Here is a 15,830-nt window from a genome sequence, read left to right as displayed (position 1 = left end):
GCCCGGCGGATGTCGGCCGTTTTTATCGGTCGAACCCCTAGAGACGCACAATGTATACCGACGAGCAGTTCGATTACGACGTCGCAGTGGTCGGCGGCGGCCCCGCCGGGTTGACGAGCGCACTGTACACCACCCGTCTCGGGATGGACACCGTCGTCGTCAACCGTGGCGGCGGCCGCGCGGCGATGATGACCGACACGCACAACGTCATCGGCGTCACCGAGGACGTCTCCGGCAACGAGTTCCTCCAGACGGCCCGCGAACAGGTCGAGGACTACGGCGGCACCTACGAGCGTGGCTTCGTGGAGTCGGTCGAACCGCTCGACGACGCCGACGGCTTCGACGTGACGACGGCCGACGGCGAGATGACGGTCAAGCGCGTGGTGCTTGCGACCGGGTTTTCCGACGAGCGGCCCGATCCGCCCCTGCCCCGCACGGGGAAGGGGCTACACTGGTGTCTCCACTGTGACGCGTTCATGTTTGTCGGCGAGCCCGTCTTCGTGATGGGCACGGGGGAGTCGGCGGCCCACGTCGCGATGATCATGCTGAACTACACCGACGACGTGGACATCCTGACCCGCGGCGAGGCGCCCGAGTGGAGCGAGGAGACCCAGACGATGCTCGACAACCACCCGGTCGAGATTGTCGACACGGAGCTTGCGGGCAAGCGCACCGACGACGACGGCTGGCTAGAGGCCTACGAGTTCGAGGACGGGTCGGTCCGGGAGTACAAGGGCGGCTTCCCGATGCTGGGCTCGGACTACCACGCCGAGATCGCCGACGGCCTGGGCGTCGAACGCAACGACGACGGCACCGTCGCCGTCGGAGACCACGGCGAGACGAGCGTCTCCGGCGTCTACGCCGTCGGCGACCTGACGCCGGGCCACAACCAGATTCCGGTCGCGATGGGCGAGGGCGCCAACGCCGGCATCGCCATCCACAAAGACCTCCGGAAGTACCCGCGCTCCGTCGAGGATATCGAGGCCGACGGCGCCGTCGAAGACGTGGACGTGCCCGCGGTCTCGCCGGAGCTCTTCGCTACGGCGCTCGGTCACGAGGGCCACGCCGCCGGGCCGCGCCCGGTCGGCGAGGACGAACCGGAGGCCGCCGCGGACGACGACTAGCGCACCGCCGCTCAGGACCGGAGAACGAACGGCCCGGCGCCGGCGGTCCGCTGGGCGACCGTTGCGACGCGGAGCATGTAGGACGTGAGCACGATGAACGGGGTCAGCGCGACGGCGAAGGTGATGCTCACGAAGGTCAACAGCGGCGGCAGTCCCAGCATCCACACCTCCGGGAGGATCTGGGCGTTGATGGCGAGAATCGTCGACGCCGTCACCACGATGGCCGGCAGCGAAACGACAAGCAGCGTCCGCGAGAGCGCGGATATCTCCTGGTTGTAGTAGAGTGTCTTGAAGTACTCCCGGCCCGTCGCGAACAGCTCCAGGGCCTGGAGCAGTTCCTCGACGTTGTCGTCCCCGCTGTCGGAGAGGCCGTTTTCCTCCGCCGCCTTGAGCTGGCGTGACTGGCTCATCAGCGGGCCGTAGTCCATCTCCAGCCCGATCCACAGCACACCGAACTTGCCGCCGTGGACGTTCGTAAGCGAGTCCTCGATGTGTTCGGCGGTCCCGACGATCTGGTCGAGATACTCCTGTACCTCCCTGGCGAAGGTCTCCTCACCGCTCCGAGAGGACTCTTCCAGTTCCCCCGCCTCACGGCGAATAACGTCGGCCATCACCTGGAGGAACGTGTTCGGGTCCGTCGGGTTCTCGTCAGTGTCGGAGATGTGACTGAGGGTTCGCCAGAAGCTCATCATTCCCTCGATGCGGTCTTGCTGGTCGCTGACGTGAGTGATGTCATAGGAGAGGATGATGGAGTTTATCGAGACGACGATAGAGACGAGCAGAATGATGCCGCTCAGAAAGGTGGTGAGGAGGGTCTGGACGGCCTGAGTCTCAACGAGCAGCCGCTGCATCTCGAAGGTCCATACCGACCCGATAGCCAGAATCGAGACGAACGTCACCGTCAGGAGCGCCCCGGTGACGGCATAGCGGTTGCCTTCGAGCAACAGCCACCGGCCGAGCCCGATGCCGCCGTCCCCTGTCGGAACGGGGAACCAGCTCCGGAGACCGTCGAAATCGTCCGCGAGGCTCATCGACGCTCCCGGACCGACGGTCCGCATCGACTCATCCGGTCGCCGTGAACGGAGAGAACCACTGCGTAGACAGTACGCCGGTGACGGGATAAATAGTTGGTTCAGTTTCATTTTCCCCCGTCCGAAACGATTGAGAGACCAACATGAGTGCCACGGTCACGCGAGAACGGTACTGCGGGAGACACGCGAGAAGCCGTGTAACGAGCGATCACACACTCCCCGTGAGGTTATCAGCATGTGAAATAAGCCGGAAACGGATATATGCCGCTACGCCGTTTCAGAAGTTATGGTAGAATCCAGTATCGAAGGTAATAATGAATCGGTATCGTCTGGCTCGCTCCGGGAGTTCCTCAGATACATCCCGAGCGGGGACACGATTCCGGAGGAAACGTGGCGGAGCCGGCACCGACGGATTCTGTTGTTGTTGTTTGGGCATATCCCTTTCCTGCTCGCCCTGGGCCTCTACGAGGGGACCGAATCGGTCGTCACCGGCGCGACGATTCCCGCGGTGCCGCTCTGGCGGCTGGTGTTGAACCTCGGCGTCATCGGCGGGTTCGGGGCGCTCGCGCTGTGGCCGCGGTTCAATCGGCGGACCCGGACGGCTCTCGCGTCGCTGGGGACCGTGGTCGCCTCGACGACGCTGGTCTTCTTTTCTGGCGGGTTTATCGAGGCACACTTCCACTTCTTCGTCGCGCTCGTCTTCCTGGCGCTGTATGAAGACTGGCTCCCCTTTGCGGTCGGTTTCGCCGGTGTTGGAGTCTCCCACATCGTCTTCGGCGTCATCGACGCCAGCCGGGTGTACAACCACATCGCGGCGATGGAGAACCCGATGGTGTGGGGCGGAATCCACGCGGTCTTCATCGGGGCGTCGGCCATCGGACTGATGGCACAGTGGTACTCGACGGAGAAGTCCCGCGAGCGGGTCCAGACGCAGCTCAACGAGGTCGAGCAAAAGCGCGAAGAGATAGACGACCTCGAAGCCCGGAAATCGGAGGTCGAGGCGGCCAAGGCGGCCGCCGAAGAGGCCGAAGAGGCGGCCCAGCAAAAGCAACGCGAGGTCGAGCAACTGAACGAGCAACTGGAACAGACGGCCAGCGACTACAGCGACGCGATGGCGCGGGCGGCCGACGGCGACCTGACGGTCCGCCTCGATACGACGACCGACAGCGAGGCCATGCGGGAGATCGCCGAAGCGTTCAACGAGATGGTCGCGGACACGGAGTCGACGATGCGGGAGATACAGTCGTTCGCGGACGAGGTGGCGGCCGGAAGCGAGAGGGCCGAGGGGAGCGTGAGCGAGGTCTCCCGGACGAGCGCAGACGTAAGCGAATCCATCCAGCAGATCGCCGACGGCACTGACAAGCAACGGGAGATGCTCAAGAGCGTGACCGACGAGATGACGGACCTCTCCGCGACGGTCGAAGAGGTCGCCGCGTCCGCCGACGGCGTCGCAGACACGGCGGCCGAGTCCGCCGACGTCGCCGCCGACAGCGAACAGACGGCAAAGCAGGCGGCCGAAGACGTCCGTGCAGTCAAAGGCTCGCTCGACGAGACGGTGACGAACATCCGAGAGCTCGACGACCGGATGGCCGAAATCGGCGACATCGTCGAGCTCATCGGCGACATCGCAGAGCAGACGAACATGCTGGCGCTGAACGCCAACATCGAGGCTGCCCGGGCGGGAAGCGGCGACAGCGGCGGTGACGGCTTCGCCGTCGTCGCCGGCGAGGTCAAACAGCTCGCCGAGGAGACCCAGGAGTCGGCGACCCGGATAGAGCAACTCATCGAAACGACCCAGGAACAGGCCGCGGCGACGGTCGAGAAAGGCGAGGCGGCCAACCGCAGCATGACCGAGGGGGTCGAGGCCGTCGAAGAGGTCGCGGACGCGTTCGCGACGGTGCGGGAAAACGCGCGGGCGGCCGACGCCGGTATCCGGGAGATACGCGACGCGACGGACGACCAGGCGGCCACCTCGGAGGAGGTCGTCTCGATGGCCGGCGAAGTGTCGGAGATAAGCGACGAGAACGCCGCCGAGGCGACGAACGTCTCCGCGGCCGCCGAAGAACAGGCCGCCTCGATGAGTGAAGTGAGCGAGAGCGTGCTGTCGCTGAACGAACGGGCCGGCCAGCTCAAAGACCTCCTGTCGTCGTTTACCGTCAGCGAGGGCGAGACGGGCACTGACGTGTTCTCGGAGGACGTCTCCGTGGCCGGTAACCGGTCGGTGCAGACCGACTGATACTGCCGGCTAGCGGTTCGTGGAACTGTATGAACCGCTGGCCACTAACTTCTATTAGCCGTGGTACCGTAGCGCCGGCATGCGCGAGGCAAGTCGCACGACGCGCCAGCGCATCGCCGACCGCTTGCGCGATGAGCCCATGGCCGCGGGCAGTATAGCTAACGACTTCGAGATCCCGACCAGCACCGCGCTCACACACGTCGAACACATCGCGAAGTCCCTGGACGAGACCGACGAGCAACTGCTCGTCGCGCCGCCCGAGTGCAACCAGTGTGGGTTCACCGACTTCGACGACCTGACAAACCGGCCGAGCCGCTGTCCCGAGTGCAAGGCCGAGAGCGTCGCCGAGCCGGCCTACCGAATCGGGTGACCCCCGCTCACGTGAGTTGCACGAGGTCCCTACGGCTGAACTCCTCGTTACAGCAGTCACAGAAGTAGCCCCCGCTCTCCAGAACAACGGGGTTGTTGTCACATTCGGGGCATACCTCGTCCTCAGTGCGGTTTTCGCGTGTCATGTGTGTTGGTACCACGCACCATCATATAGTTCCGTTGTAACTTTACGCGGACACCCCACTCGCCAGTAAACAGCTGGGCCGGGTCGAGCTGTCGGGTGCTACTGGCCGGAAAAGCCGATGCGGCCGCCGGAAGACAGGTCGTGGTCGCCCGAGGGACCCCGGTTCTCGAACTCGTAGCGGTCGTCGGTCAGGTAGACATCGCCGTCCTGAACGCTGATGTCGACCGTCTCCAGAATCGCGCCCTCACAGGGGCCAAACGTACACGAGCCCGAATCGCGTTCGAACGTCGCGCCGTGTTTCTCACACACCAGCTCGTCGTCCCGTACCGTCGCGCCGCTGCCCGTGTCGAGGCGAACGTCCGTCCAGTGAGGGCAGTAGTTCTCGAAAGCGACGACGCCATCGGCGAGTGCCACGAGAATCGCCTCCGAGGTGTCGAATCCCTCCCGGACGGTAAAGAGGAGGCTGCCGTCCTCGGGCACGTCTTCGACCGCCGCGATACGGCTGTCCTCGTCCATTGGTGACGGCGATACGACCCTGGGCGGTTTCAACGTCCCGGTTGCCTCACCGTTTGCGCCCAACCGTTTTGCACGTGCCCCACCAACTGCCAGTGTGAGCGGCCTCGTCATCTACGGCTCTTATGGCTACACCGGGGACCTCATCGCCAAAGCGGCCGTCGAGTACGGGCTGGACCCGGTACTGGCCGGGCGCGAGCGCCGGACGCTTGAGTCACAGGCCGACCGGTTGAACTGCGAGTTCGAGGTCGCAAGTCTCGGCGAGCCGGACCTGCTCGATATGCTCCTCGACGACGCGACGGCCGTGCTCAACTGCGCCGGCCCGTTCTCTCGGACCTGGGAGCCGATGGTCGAGGCCTGCCTGCGGACCGGGACCCACTACCTCGACATCACCGGGGAGCTGACCGTCTTCGAGGCCATCCACAGGCAGGACGACCGGGCCGAGGATGCGGGTGTGATGCTGTTGCCCGGCGTCGGCTTCGACGTGGTCCCGACGGACTGTCTGGCGGCCCATCTCGCCGACCGTATGCCCGACGCGGCGACGCTCGAACTGGCCTTCCGCGCGGAGAACGGCGTCTCCCGCGGGACGGCAAAGACGATGGTCGAACACCTCGACGGCGGCGGCGCCGTCCGCCGCGACGGCCACATCGAGGACGTTCCGTTCGCCCACGAGAGTCGGACCGTGGACTTCGGCTGGGGACTGGACGGCCAGCACGTCGCCACGATTCCCTGGGGCGACGTCTCGACGGCCTATCACACGACCGGCATCCCGAACGTCACGACGTACATGGCGATGCCCGAACGCGCCGTCCGAATACAGCGAGCGGCGGGCCTGGTCGCGCCGTTGCTCTCCCTATCGCCGGTCAGGACCGGCCTGCAGTGGCTCATCGGACAGACCACCGATGGACCGGACGCCGGCGAGCGCGAAACCGGCGAGAGCCACGTCTGGGGCGAAGTCCGCAACGCCGAGGGCGAGCGAGCGGTGTCCCGGCTTCGGGGCCCCCACACCTACGCGCTGACCGTCGAGACGGCGCTGTCGGCGGCCGAGCGCGCACTCGCCGGTAACGCCCCCGCCGGCTATCAGACGCCCGCCGGCGCCTACGGCCCGGAGCTGATTCTGGATGTCGAGGGCGTCGAGCGCGAGGACGTGGTGTAGAGTTAGTACGCACCGCAATCGTTTCCCCAGTATTGGTAAAAGACCCGCTACTAGAACTCGAAATATCTGATGTTTCGAGTGGATATTTATGAATTGCTTATAGAATGTTGTCTATGAGTGCTGAGGCGGTCACGGCAACGTGCAAGAACTGCGGGTATACTGACGACTGTGACGAGGTAACGAGTAACGTTGGTTACGAGTGCGATTACTGCGGGGGGAACAACTGGGATACGACCGACTGCGAGTGAGACCAACCGCTCGATAGCGGTTCCCGTGGCGGCTCTCGAACGGCCACGAATCGGCCGGTCACACTGGTGGCTGTAACAAACTGAAGTAATTCGTCACCCCGGGGTGAGCAATATCTTTACGAACGTACAGCCACCAGTATCAGTAGCAGTTCGCTTCCACCCGCTCGTCGTAGAGCCGCTGTAGCAGCTTCGTCATCGGGCCGGCGCCGACGTCGATGCCGTCGACCGTCTCGACGGGGCGGATCTCCCACGTCGAGTTGGTGAGGAACGCCTCGTCGGCGTTCCGTAGCGCGTCCAGCGAGTAGGCGCCCGTTTCGACGGGAAACCCCTCGTCCCGGGCCAGCTCCATGACGACGTCTCTGGTGACACCGGGCAGCAGGTCCAGTTCCGCGCTGGGCGTCCGGAGGCCGTTCTCGGTCACGAAAAAGAGGTTGCTCGTCGCCCCCTCGGCGAGGTTGCCGTCGACATCGCGCAGGAGACACTCGTCGGCGGGGTCGCCGTCGCCGGCCGACCGGCGGAGTTCGAGCCGGCCGAGAATCCCGTTCAGGTAGTTGTGGCTCTTGATGTCCGCGGGAACCGCCTCGTCGGGGACCCGGCGCGTGCGGACGGTCTGGACCGTCGCCGGGCCGTCCCACGGGCGTTCGCCGCCGCGGCCGCCCCGGGGAAGCGGCTTGACGATGACGACGACGGTCGGGTCCACCCCGGGGTCGGGCGTGAGCTTCCCGGGCTGGACCCCGCGGGAGACCGAGACTTTGCAGTACGCGTCGTCCAGGTCGTTGGCTTCGAGCGTCGCGTCGACCCGCTCGCGCAGGTCATCGGGGAGGGCGTCGGCAAAGCCCAGCGCCTCGGCGGTGTGGGTCAGCCGCTCGCGGTGGGCCGCCCACTCGAAGGGGTCGCCGCCGTACACTCTGAGGGTCTCGAAGGCCGCGTCGCCGTACATGAACCCTCTGTCCAGCACCGACACCGTGGCCTCGCTCTCGGGGACGAGGTCTCCGTTTACGTGGTATTGCATGACAGACAGAAGTTCTCGACCATGGTCTTCCCGTGGTCGGTGAGGATGCTTTCGGGGTGGAACTGGACGCCGACGTGGGGCGCCTCCCGGTGGCGGACCGCCATCACGATGTCCGCCTCGGCCGCCTCGACCGTGTGGGCCGTCTCCGCCAGCACGTCGGGCAGGGCGCCGCGGTCGACCGCAAGCGAGTGGTACCGGCCCACCTCGACCGGGTCCGGGACGCCCTCGAAGACGCCCTCGCCGTCGTGGGTCACAAGCGAGGACTTGCCGTGGACCACGGCGTCGGCGTGCCCCACCTCGGCGCCGTGGGCAGCACACAGCGACTGATGGCCGAGACAGACCCCGAGCGTCGGATAGGACAGTTCGGCGAAGGTCGCCATCGAGATACCCGCGTCCTGGGGCGTGCCGGGCCCGGGGGAGACGACGATACCGTCGGGGTCGAGCGCGTGGATATCCCCGACACTGATGGCGTCGTTGCGCCGGACCACTACGTCGTCTTCCGTCCCGCCCAGACGCAGGACCACCTCGCCGACGTACTGGACGAGGTTGTAGGCAAAGGAGTCGTAGTTGTCGACGACGAGGACGGTGGGGGCGAGCGACTCGGTCACGGCTGCCCCTCCACGGAGAGGTCCGCACGCTCGCCAAGCGCCTCGTCGACCGCCGTGACCAGCGCCCGGCCCTTGTCTAGGGTCTCCTCGTACTCGCGATCGGGCTCGGAGTCGTGGACGATGCCCGCGCCGACCCGGAGGTGATACTCCCCGCCGTACCGGACCAGGGTCCTGATGACGATGTTCAGCGTCGCCCGGCCGTCGAAGCCGAAGATGCCGATAGAACCGGTGTAGGGGCCCCGGCGGGTCGATTCGACCTCGTCGATAATCGCCATCGTCCGGGGCTTTGGAGCCCCCGTTATCGTACCGCCCGGGAACACGGCCCCGACGGCGTCCGTCAGGCTCGCCCGCTCGCGGAGCTGTCCCCGGACTTCCGAGACGAGGTGCATCACCTCGGAGTAGCGGTCGACGCGGCGGTAGTCTGTCACCTCGACGCTGCCAAAGCGGCTCACCTTCCCGAGGTCGTTGCGTTCCAGGTCGACGAGCATCGCGTGTTCGGCCCGCTCCTTGTCGTCGGCCAGCAGATCCGCCGCGAGCCGCTCGTCCTCCTCGGGGGTCGCCCCTCGCGGTCGGGTGCCGGCTATCGGTTCGGTCACCAGGTCGTCGCCGTCCCGTTCCAGGAGCAACTCGGGGCTCGCGCTCACGAGGTCGACGCCGGGGAACTCCACCAGCGCGGAGTACGGCGCCGGGTTCACCCGCCGCAGGGCGTCGAAGGCAGCAACCGGGTGGACGGCGGCCGGGGCGGAGAGGCGCTGTGAGACGTTTGCCTGGAACGTGTCGCCGTCGCGGATGTACTGCTTGACAGTCCGCACGCGCTCGGCGAAGGCCACGCGCGTGCAGTCGCTCTCGAAGGCGGCGCTGTCGGTCGCCACCGGCGGGTCGCCCACCGTCGGGTCGCCCTCGGTGACCTCGCGGGCCAGTTCGAGGGCGTGCTGGCGGGCGAACTCGTAGGCCACGCCGACCGAATCGTGGTCGCGCAGGCGTGGACACGCCGTAATGGTGAGTTCGACCGGCCCGTCCCCGCGGGGCTCCGGCCAGGCGGCGACGCGGTCGTAGGTGGCGAGTTGCAGCCGGGGCAGGGCGCGGTCGGCGGCAGCGCTCTCGGGGAGGGACTCCAGCTCGCGGACGACATCGTAGGAGAGCCAGCCGACGGCGCCACACGGGTAGGGGACCTCGCAGTCGCCCCGGACGAGGTCGTCACCGGTCAGGGCGTCGGTCAGTGCGGCAAGCGCCGGGCCGTCGTCGGGGCCGACTTCGGTGAACTCGGCGGGCGCGGTCGCGAAGTAGCCCCAGCCCGACTGTCCGCCGGTCGTCCCGAGATAGACGCCACCAGTCGGGTCGCGGGCCCGGCGATACGCGGTGAAGGGGTCGTCGACGGTGACCGTGACAGCGACGGGAATCCGGGCCGACGGCGGCGCGTCGGCCGCGAGGGCCTCGTAGGCGTCCCGGCTCGTCTCGACCCGTGGCATGGCCGATAGCAACGAGCCCGGGGGGTAATTCGCTTGCGGTTCGGGCCGTGTCGACCGAACGCCGGCGGCAGCCGACACCCCCGCAGCGTCAGTACTCGTTTGCCTGCTCTATCCAGCCGGATACGCGGCTCTCGCCGAGGTCTATCCGGTCAGCCAGGTCGGCGGCGTCGGCGCCGGCCAGCTCGCCGACAGTGTCGATACCCGCGTCGGCGAGCCGGTCGCCGTAGGCCGGGCCGATACCCGTCAGCTCGGTGACCGGGTCGGTGCTGCCCTCCGTGTCGGTATCGTCGGTGTCCGCGTCCAGTTCGGCCTCCTCGATGCCGTCGACGCCGGTGTCAGCAGCCGCTTCGTCGGCGTCAGTCTCGCTCGTCGCGGACTCGTCGGCGTCGGTCTCGTCTGCCAGCGTCTCGAACTCCTCGGCCGACGGACCCCCGTTCTCGGCGTCGTCGGACTCCGAGACCGTCGGTTCGTCGGTCGACCCCCCACTACTCGCCGTCTCGGTTCCCTTGACAGCGTCCTCGTCCTCCGTCGAGGGCTCGCGCTCGACGGTGACGTCCACGTCGCCGGAGCGACCCGGCTCCGACGACCCCGTCCCGTCGAGCCCGAGTGCGGATTTCAACTTCTGAAGCAAACCCATACGCCTCTGTTCTGGGCCCCTACACTAATCTCTTGCTGGTAGAGTACTCCTCGATTGGTGTCTGTCTCCCGGACGGCGTCGACTCGGGGTCGGCGCGTGGGGTCATCCCCCGACAGCCCTATCAGAGCGCCGCCCGGAGGACCTCGTTCATCGCGTCGACCGGTGCAGACTCGCCGGTCCAGCGCTCGAACGCCTCGACGCCCTGGTACAGCAGCATCCACGCCCCGTCGACGGTCGTCGCGCCGGCCGCCGCGGCGTCCCGGAGCAGCCGCGTCTCGATGGGGGAGTACACCGCATCGAGGACGGCGAGGTCGGCGTGTAACGCCTCGGCGGGGACCGGCGTCGCGTCCTCGTCCATCCCGACGCTGGTGCAGTTGACCAGCACGTCGGCCCCGGAAAGCAGGTCCCCGAGCGCGTCGAGGCCGTGTCCGCCCGCGCCGGGCACCTCGGCGGCCAGGTCGTCGGCCTTCGAGGCCGTCCGGTTGGCTATCTCGACGGCCATCCCCTCGTCGGCCAGCCCGAAAGCGACCGCGCGGCCGGCCCCGCCGGCGCCGACGACGACCGCCGTGCCATCGAGGGCCACGTCGTGGTGGTCGAGCGCGCGGACCGCACCGACGGCGTCCGTGTTGTACCCCTGTGGCGTCTCCCCCGTGAGGTCGATAGTGTTGACCGCGCCGATACGCGCCGCGAGGTCGTCGGTCTCGACCGCTTCCAGTACGTCCTGTTTGAACGGAATGGTGACGTTCAGCCCCGCGACGCCGAGCCGGTCGGCCGCCGCGACGGCCGCCGCGCCCTCGTTGGCCGGCGGCTCGAAGGTGACGTACTTCGCGTCGATACCCAGCGCGTCGTAGCCCGCTTCGTGCATCGGCGGCGACAGCGAGTGCCCGACTGGATTCCCGATGAGCCCGTAGACGTCCATACCTCCGAAGGCGTGGCCCCCGCTATTGAACGCCACGCTCCCGACCGCCTACAGGAGTCGCTGCTGGTCCCACGCCGGAGCAGCCGGGGGCCACGGCTGGCTCTGGCCGTCTGCTCGAAATCCGTCAGGACCGTCCGGCTGTCTCGACCCGGAAGTACGCACACCACTACTAGCCATACGATTCGCAACCTTTTCCACCGGACCACCGCTGTGACGTTCTAGTGAGTCGTCTCCGTCATCCACTCGTGCAGGTCGGGGCCGCAGCGCTGTTGACCGTCGGCTGGGTCGCCGTGTTGCTCCTGGGCGTCGACCTCGGCAACGTGGCGACCGTCGGCATCTCGGGACTGGCTGTCCTGGGCGCGTCGTTCCTGCTCGCGTGGGGCGCCGAGACCGCGGAGAAGGACGTGCCCCGAGCCTTCGCCATCGCCGTCCTCGCGGTGCTCGCGGTCGCGCCCGAGTACGCCGTCGACGCGCTGTACGCCTGGAACGCGGGCGCCGGCGGCGCGACGGCCGAAGCCTGTAGCCAGCTGACCGCCGCGCAGATAGAGGCAAGCGGGACAACGCTGGCCCGTGGCTGTCACGACGCGAACCTGGCCATCGCGAACATGACCGGGGCAAACCGCATCCTCATCGGCATCGGCTGGGCCGGTATCGCCGTCTTCACCGTCTGGCGGGCCGCAAAGACCCGGGACCCGGCAGTCAAGAACCGCGACGGGTTCCTCAACGACGCGGTCACGCTGGACCGCGACATCGCGACCGAGATCGCCTTTCTCTTTGCGGCGACCGGCTGGGCCTTCCTCGTCCCGCTGGGCGGGGGTATCGGGCTGCTCGATACGCTGTTTCTGGTGGGGCTGTACGTCACCTACATCGGGCTGGTACTGAAGTCGGACATCGAGGCGTCGGACCACACCGTCGGGGTGCCAAAGTACTTCCAGGGCTGGTCGCTGCCGTGGCGCCCGCTCGTCGTCCTCACGCTGTTTGCGTACTCCGGGGCGCTCATCTTCACCGCCGTCGAGCCCTTTGCCCACGGCCTGGAGGAGATCGGCCTCCAGAACGGTATCCCCGAGTTCTTCATGATTCAGTGGGTCGCACCGCTTGCCAGCGAGTCCCCCGAGCTCATCGTCGTCGCGGTGCTGGTCAACAAGGCCCGCTCGACGGCGGGGTTCAACGCGCTCATCTCCTCGAAGCTCAACCAGTGGACGCTGCTCATCGGGACCATCGCGGTCGTCTACTCCATCGCGCTGGGCGGGCTGGGGACCCTGCCGTTCGACCAGAAACAGGCCGCCGAGATATGGATTACCGCCGCACAGTCCTACTTCGCGCTGGCTATCCTCTGTAACTTCGAGATCTCGCTGCGCGAAGCCGTCGTCCTCTTTGGGCTGTTTATCTCCCAGGTCGTCATCGAGTTTGCGCTCATCCGGGACCTCGTGGCGCTGCCGTTCGACAGCTACGAGCTGCTTATCGGCTACACCGTACTGTATCTCGTCGTCGGGACGGCGCTGTTTGCCGTCCGACGGCGGGCACTCGGCGAGCTGTTCGGGCTGGCCGGCGACGCCTTCCGGACTGCGCTGGGTCGTGACCCGGTCCACGAGGAGCTGGCGGACTGATGCTCGCTATCGTCGTCTCGCGGGCCGACGAGGCCAGTGTCCACATCGGCGAGCAGTTGCTCGACGCGGCCGACTGGACCGAGACGGTCGACGACAGCCGGACCGACGCCGACGGCGGCGGGACCGTCTATCGGACCGACGGGGCCGAACTCCGGGAGTTCGAGGGACAGCATCTCGACCTCGACGGCGTGGCCGACCGATTCAACGACCCGTCGCTTCTGGTGTTTGCCTCCAAACACGCCGGCGAGACCGGACAGTTGCTGACCGCCCACCACACCGGAAACTTCGGCGAGGCCGAGTACGGCGGTGAGAGCAGCCAGTTCGCCCGCGCCGCCCCCAACGCCCACCGGGCCGTCCTCGACGCGCTGGCCGAACACGCCCCCGAGGGCTACGACGTGGGGATGGAGTGTACCCACCACGGCCCGACCGAGGTGGGCGCTCCCTCGATGTTCGTGGAGGTCGGCAGCGCCGAGCCCCAGTGGCGCGACCCCGCGGCGGCGGCCGCCGCCGCCCGCGCGATACTGGACCTCCGGGGGGTGGCTCCCGACGCCCCGGCCGAGAGCGGCCACCGCCGCCAGCTCGTCGGCTTCGGCGGCGGCCACTACGTCCCGCAGTTCGAGCGCATCGTCCGGGAGACCGACTGGGCGGTCGGCCACATCGGCGCCGACTGGTGTCTGTCGGACTTACGCGAGTGGGCGCGGCTCGCGGACGGTCCGTCGGGGCAGTCGCGAGACGTCGACGAGCGGTACGAGGCCGTCCTCGGGCGCGCCGCCGCGGCCAGCGGCGCCGAGTACGCGCTCGTCACCGGCGACCGCCCCGACCTCGTCGAGACCGTCGAGTCGCTGGGTTACCGCGTCGTCGACGAGCGGTTCGTCCGGGAGACGACCGGCGTCCCGCTCGGGTTCGTCGAGTCGATGGAGTCGGCGGTCTGCCCCGTCGACGACGGCCTCCGATTTGGCGAGGGGGCGACGGACCCGCCCGACGCCTGGGACGTCGTGGCGCTTCCCGGGGAACTGGTCTCGGAGGCGACCGGCATCGACAGCGAGGCGGTCCGCTCGTGGGTCGAGCGGAACACGCTCGCGTTCGGCACCGAACAGCGGGGCACCGTCGTCACCGGGCCGGTCGTCCTCGACGACACGGTAGATCGGACCGCGGTCGTCGACGCGCTGGCCGGCGTCCTCCGGGCGCGCTACGACAGCGTCAAGCGCGACGGCGACGAACTGCGCGCCCGCGAACAGCGGTTCGATCCGGACCTCGCCGAGACGCTTGGCATCCCCGAGGGACCGAAGTACGGGAAGCTGTCCGCCGGCCAGTCCGTCGAGGTCGACGGGCGAGAAATCGACCCGGAAACGGTTCACAGCGAACGTATACGTCGCTTTACGTTGTAAGAAATCGGCCGGAAACTGGCCGTGGCACCGTCAGTCGCCCGTCTGACACAGGGGGAAAACTAATGAGTGTTCGTCTGCAACGGGGATTTAAATATGGACTCGATTATCGACGACGCCATCGACGAGGCCGAGGGGGAGCGCGAGGACGGCGCTGACCCCGAGGCCAACAGCCAGCACGAACCGACGCCCGACCGGGAGGACCCCTCCACGTCCGGGACGATGACCGACGACGAGCTCGCAAGCGTCGTCAAGGACCTCGAAACCAAGATCACCGTCGTCGGCTGTGGCGGGGCCGGCGGCAACACGGTCACCCGGATGATGGAGGAGGGCATCCACGGCGCGAAGCTGGTCGCCGCGAACACGGACGCCCAGCACCTCGCCGACGAGGTCGAAGCCGACACGAAGATTCTGATGGGCCGGGAGCGCACCGGTGGTCGCGGTGCCGGCTCGGTCCCGAAAATCGGCGAGGAGGCCGCTCAGGAGGACATCGAAGACATCCAGCAGTCCATCTCGGGGTCGGATATGGTCTTTGTCACGGCCGGGCTCGGCGGCGGAACGGGGACTGGGTCGGCCCCCGTCGTCGCCCAGGCCGCACAGGAGGAGGGCGCGCTCACCATCTCTATCGTGACGATCCCCTTTACCGCGGAGGGCGAACGGCGCCGGGCCAACGCCGACGCCGGCCTCGAACGGCTGCGCTCCGTTTCCGACACCGTCATCGTCGTCCCGAACGACCGGCTGCTGGACTACGCGCCCAGCATGCCCCTGCAGGACGCCTTCAAGATCTGTGACCGCGTGCTGATGCGCTCGGTCAAGGGGATGACCGAACTGATCACGAAGCCGGGCCTGGTCAACGTGGACTTTGCCGACGTTCGGACCATCATGGAGAACGGCGGCGTGGCCATGATCGGCTTGGGCGAGAGCGACTCGGAGAACAAGGCCCAAGACTCCATCCGGTCGGCGCTTCGCTCGCCGCTCTTGGACGTGGAGTTCGACGGCGCCAACTCCGCGCTCGTCAACGTCGTCGGCGGCCCCGACATGTCCATCGAGGAGGCCGAGGGCGTCGTCGAGGAGATATACGACCGCATCGACCCCGACGCGCGTATCATCTGGGGCGCCTCGGTCAACAACGACTTCGAGGGGAAAATGGAGACGATGATCGTCGTCACCGGCGTCGAGAGCCCACAGATATACGGCCAGAGCGAGGGCCAGCAGGAGCGAGCGGTCCAGCAGGCAGGCGAAGAGATAGACTACGTCGACTAACGCCCCGTCGCCTCGGTTTTCTGATTCTCCCCCAGTACCAGTAACTGCAGTTACCCCGATGCGGCTGTTATCATAAACGATACTCTAGTCGAAAGCGGTTTACGGAGA

At 67.3% G+C, this 15,830-nt stretch carries 16 protein-coding genes; 8 read left to right on the top strand and 8 right to left on the bottom strand.

Annotation, left to right across the window (positions count from 1 at the left end; genetic code table 11):
• Nucleotides 1-50 precede the first annotated feature (50 nt).
• Nucleotides 51-1,124, top strand: coding sequence for an NAD(P)/FAD-dependent oxidoreductase (locus tag VJ162_RS00340; protein WP_324661634.1), 1,074 nt, complete (start codon nucleotides 51-53; stop codon nucleotides 1,122-1,124).
• An 11-nt stretch (nucleotides 1,125-1,135) separates the two neighbouring features.
• Here the strand turns inward: VJ162_RS00340 and VJ162_RS00335 are convergent, their stop codons facing one another.
• Nucleotides 1,136-2,155, bottom strand: coding sequence for a hypothetical protein (locus VJ162_RS00335; RefSeq protein WP_324661632.1), 1,020 nt, complete (start codon nucleotides 2,153-2,155; stop codon nucleotides 1,136-1,138).
• Nucleotides 2,156-2,441: 286 nt separating this feature from the next.
• Here VJ162_RS00335 and VJ162_RS00330 point away from each other — a divergent pair, with 286 nt between their 5' ends.
• Both VJ162_RS00330 and VJ162_RS00325 read left to right on the top strand, forming a co-directional pair.
• Complete coding sequence (locus VJ162_RS00330) at nucleotides 2,442-4,391, top strand: methyl-accepting chemotaxis protein (RefSeq protein ID WP_324661631.1); 1,950 nt, start codon at nucleotides 2,442-2,444, stop codon at nucleotides 4,389-4,391.
• A 79-nt stretch (nucleotides 4,392-4,470) separates the two neighbouring features.
• Complete coding sequence (locus VJ162_RS00325; protein WP_324661630.1) at nucleotides 4,471-4,761, top strand: transcriptional regulator; 291 nt, start codon at nucleotides 4,471-4,473, stop codon at nucleotides 4,759-4,761.
• Between the two features lie 7 nt (nucleotides 4,762-4,768).
• On the opposite strand, the gene VJ162_RS00320 is transcribed toward VJ162_RS00325, so the two are convergent.
• Nucleotides 4,769-4,906, bottom strand: coding sequence for a hypothetical protein (locus tag VJ162_RS00320; RefSeq protein WP_324661628.1), 138 nt, complete (start codon nucleotides 4,904-4,906; stop codon nucleotides 4,769-4,771).
• 98 nt (nucleotides 4,907-5,004) lie between these two features.
• The gene (locus VJ162_RS00315) at nucleotides 5,005-5,421 is read right to left on the bottom strand and encodes a Rieske (2Fe-2S) protein (protein ID WP_324661627.1); all 417 of its coding nucleotides are present in this window, start codon (nucleotides 5,419-5,421) and stop codon (nucleotides 5,005-5,007) included.
• Between the two features lie 94 nt (nucleotides 5,422-5,515).
• Here VJ162_RS00315 and VJ162_RS00310 point away from each other — a divergent pair, with 94 nt between their 5' ends.
• Both VJ162_RS00310 and VJ162_RS00305 read left to right on the top strand, forming a co-directional pair.
• Nucleotides 5,516-6,574: a saccharopine dehydrogenase family protein gene (locus tag VJ162_RS00310; RefSeq protein WP_324661625.1), complete on the top strand. Its 1,059-nt coding sequence runs from the start codon at nucleotides 5,516-5,518 to the stop codon at nucleotides 6,572-6,574.
• A 113-nt stretch (nucleotides 6,575-6,687) separates the two neighbouring features.
• A complete protein-coding gene (locus VJ162_RS00305; protein WP_324661623.1) occupies nucleotides 6,688-6,822 on the top strand; it encodes a hypothetical protein in 135 nt (44 codons plus the stop codon).
• Nucleotides 6,823-6,961: 139 nt separating this feature from the next.
• On the opposite strand, the gene VJ162_RS00300 is transcribed toward VJ162_RS00305, so the two are convergent.
• The 5 genes from VJ162_RS00300 to VJ162_RS00280 all read right to left on the bottom strand — a co-directional run bounded on the left by VJ162_RS00300 (nucleotide 6,962) and on the right by VJ162_RS00280 (nucleotide 11,467).
• On the bottom strand, nucleotides 6,962-7,834 hold the full coding sequence (locus VJ162_RS00300; protein ID WP_324661622.1) for an aminotransferase class IV: 873 nt from the start codon (nucleotides 7,832-7,834) through the stop codon (nucleotides 6,962-6,964).
• Complete coding sequence (locus VJ162_RS00295; protein WP_324661620.1) at nucleotides 7,819-8,442, bottom strand: anthranilate synthase component II; 624 nt, start codon at nucleotides 8,440-8,442, stop codon at nucleotides 7,819-7,821. The genes VJ162_RS00300 and VJ162_RS00295 overlap by 16 nt, the downstream gene beginning before the upstream one ends.
• The gene (pabB, locus tag VJ162_RS00290) at nucleotides 8,439-9,911 is read right to left on the bottom strand and encodes an aminodeoxychorismate synthase, component I (RefSeq protein WP_324661619.1); all 1,473 of its coding nucleotides are present in this window, start codon (nucleotides 9,909-9,911) and stop codon (nucleotides 8,439-8,441) included. The genes VJ162_RS00295 and pabB overlap by 4 nt, the downstream gene beginning before the upstream one ends.
• An 88-nt stretch (nucleotides 9,912-9,999) precedes the next feature.
• On the bottom strand, nucleotides 10,000-10,548 hold the full coding sequence (locus VJ162_RS00285) for a helix-hairpin-helix domain-containing protein (protein WP_324661617.1): 549 nt from the start codon (nucleotides 10,546-10,548) through the stop codon (nucleotides 10,000-10,002).
• A gap of 121 nt (nucleotides 10,549-10,669) precedes the next feature.
• Nucleotides 10,670-11,467, bottom strand: coding sequence for a shikimate dehydrogenase (locus VJ162_RS00280; RefSeq protein WP_324661615.1), 798 nt, complete (start codon nucleotides 11,465-11,467; stop codon nucleotides 10,670-10,672).
• Between the two features lie 245 nt (nucleotides 11,468-11,712).
• Here VJ162_RS00280 and VJ162_RS00275 point away from each other — a divergent pair, with 245 nt between their 5' ends.
• The 3 genes from VJ162_RS00275 (at nucleotide 11,713) to ftsZ (ending at nucleotide 15,722) form a co-directional block, all read left to right on the top strand.
• Nucleotides 11,713-13,074, top strand: a complete 1,362-nt coding sequence (locus tag VJ162_RS00275; RefSeq protein ID WP_324662958.1) for a sodium:calcium antiporter — start codon at nucleotides 11,713-11,715, stop codon at nucleotides 13,072-13,074.
• Nucleotides 13,074-14,462: a D-aminoacyl-tRNA deacylase gene (locus VJ162_RS00270; RefSeq protein WP_324661613.1), complete on the top strand. Its 1,389-nt coding sequence runs from the start codon at nucleotides 13,074-13,076 to the stop codon at nucleotides 14,460-14,462. Before VJ162_RS00275 ends, VJ162_RS00270 begins: the two co-directional genes overlap by 1 nt.
• 93 nt (nucleotides 14,463-14,555) lie before the next feature.
• Nucleotides 14,556-15,722, top strand: coding sequence for a cell division protein FtsZ (gene ftsZ / locus VJ162_RS00265; RefSeq protein ID WP_324661612.1), 1,167 nt, complete (start codon nucleotides 14,556-14,558; stop codon nucleotides 15,720-15,722).
• Nucleotides 15,723-15,830: the final 108 nt, after the last annotated feature.

Source organism: Haloarcula sediminis, assembly GCF_035656455.1.
In the GTDB taxonomy this organism is placed as follows: Archaea; Halobacteriota; Halobacteria; order Halobacteriales; family Haloarculaceae; genus Haloarcula; species Haloarcula sediminis.
This window is presented reverse-complemented; position numbering and strand designations above follow the sequence as displayed.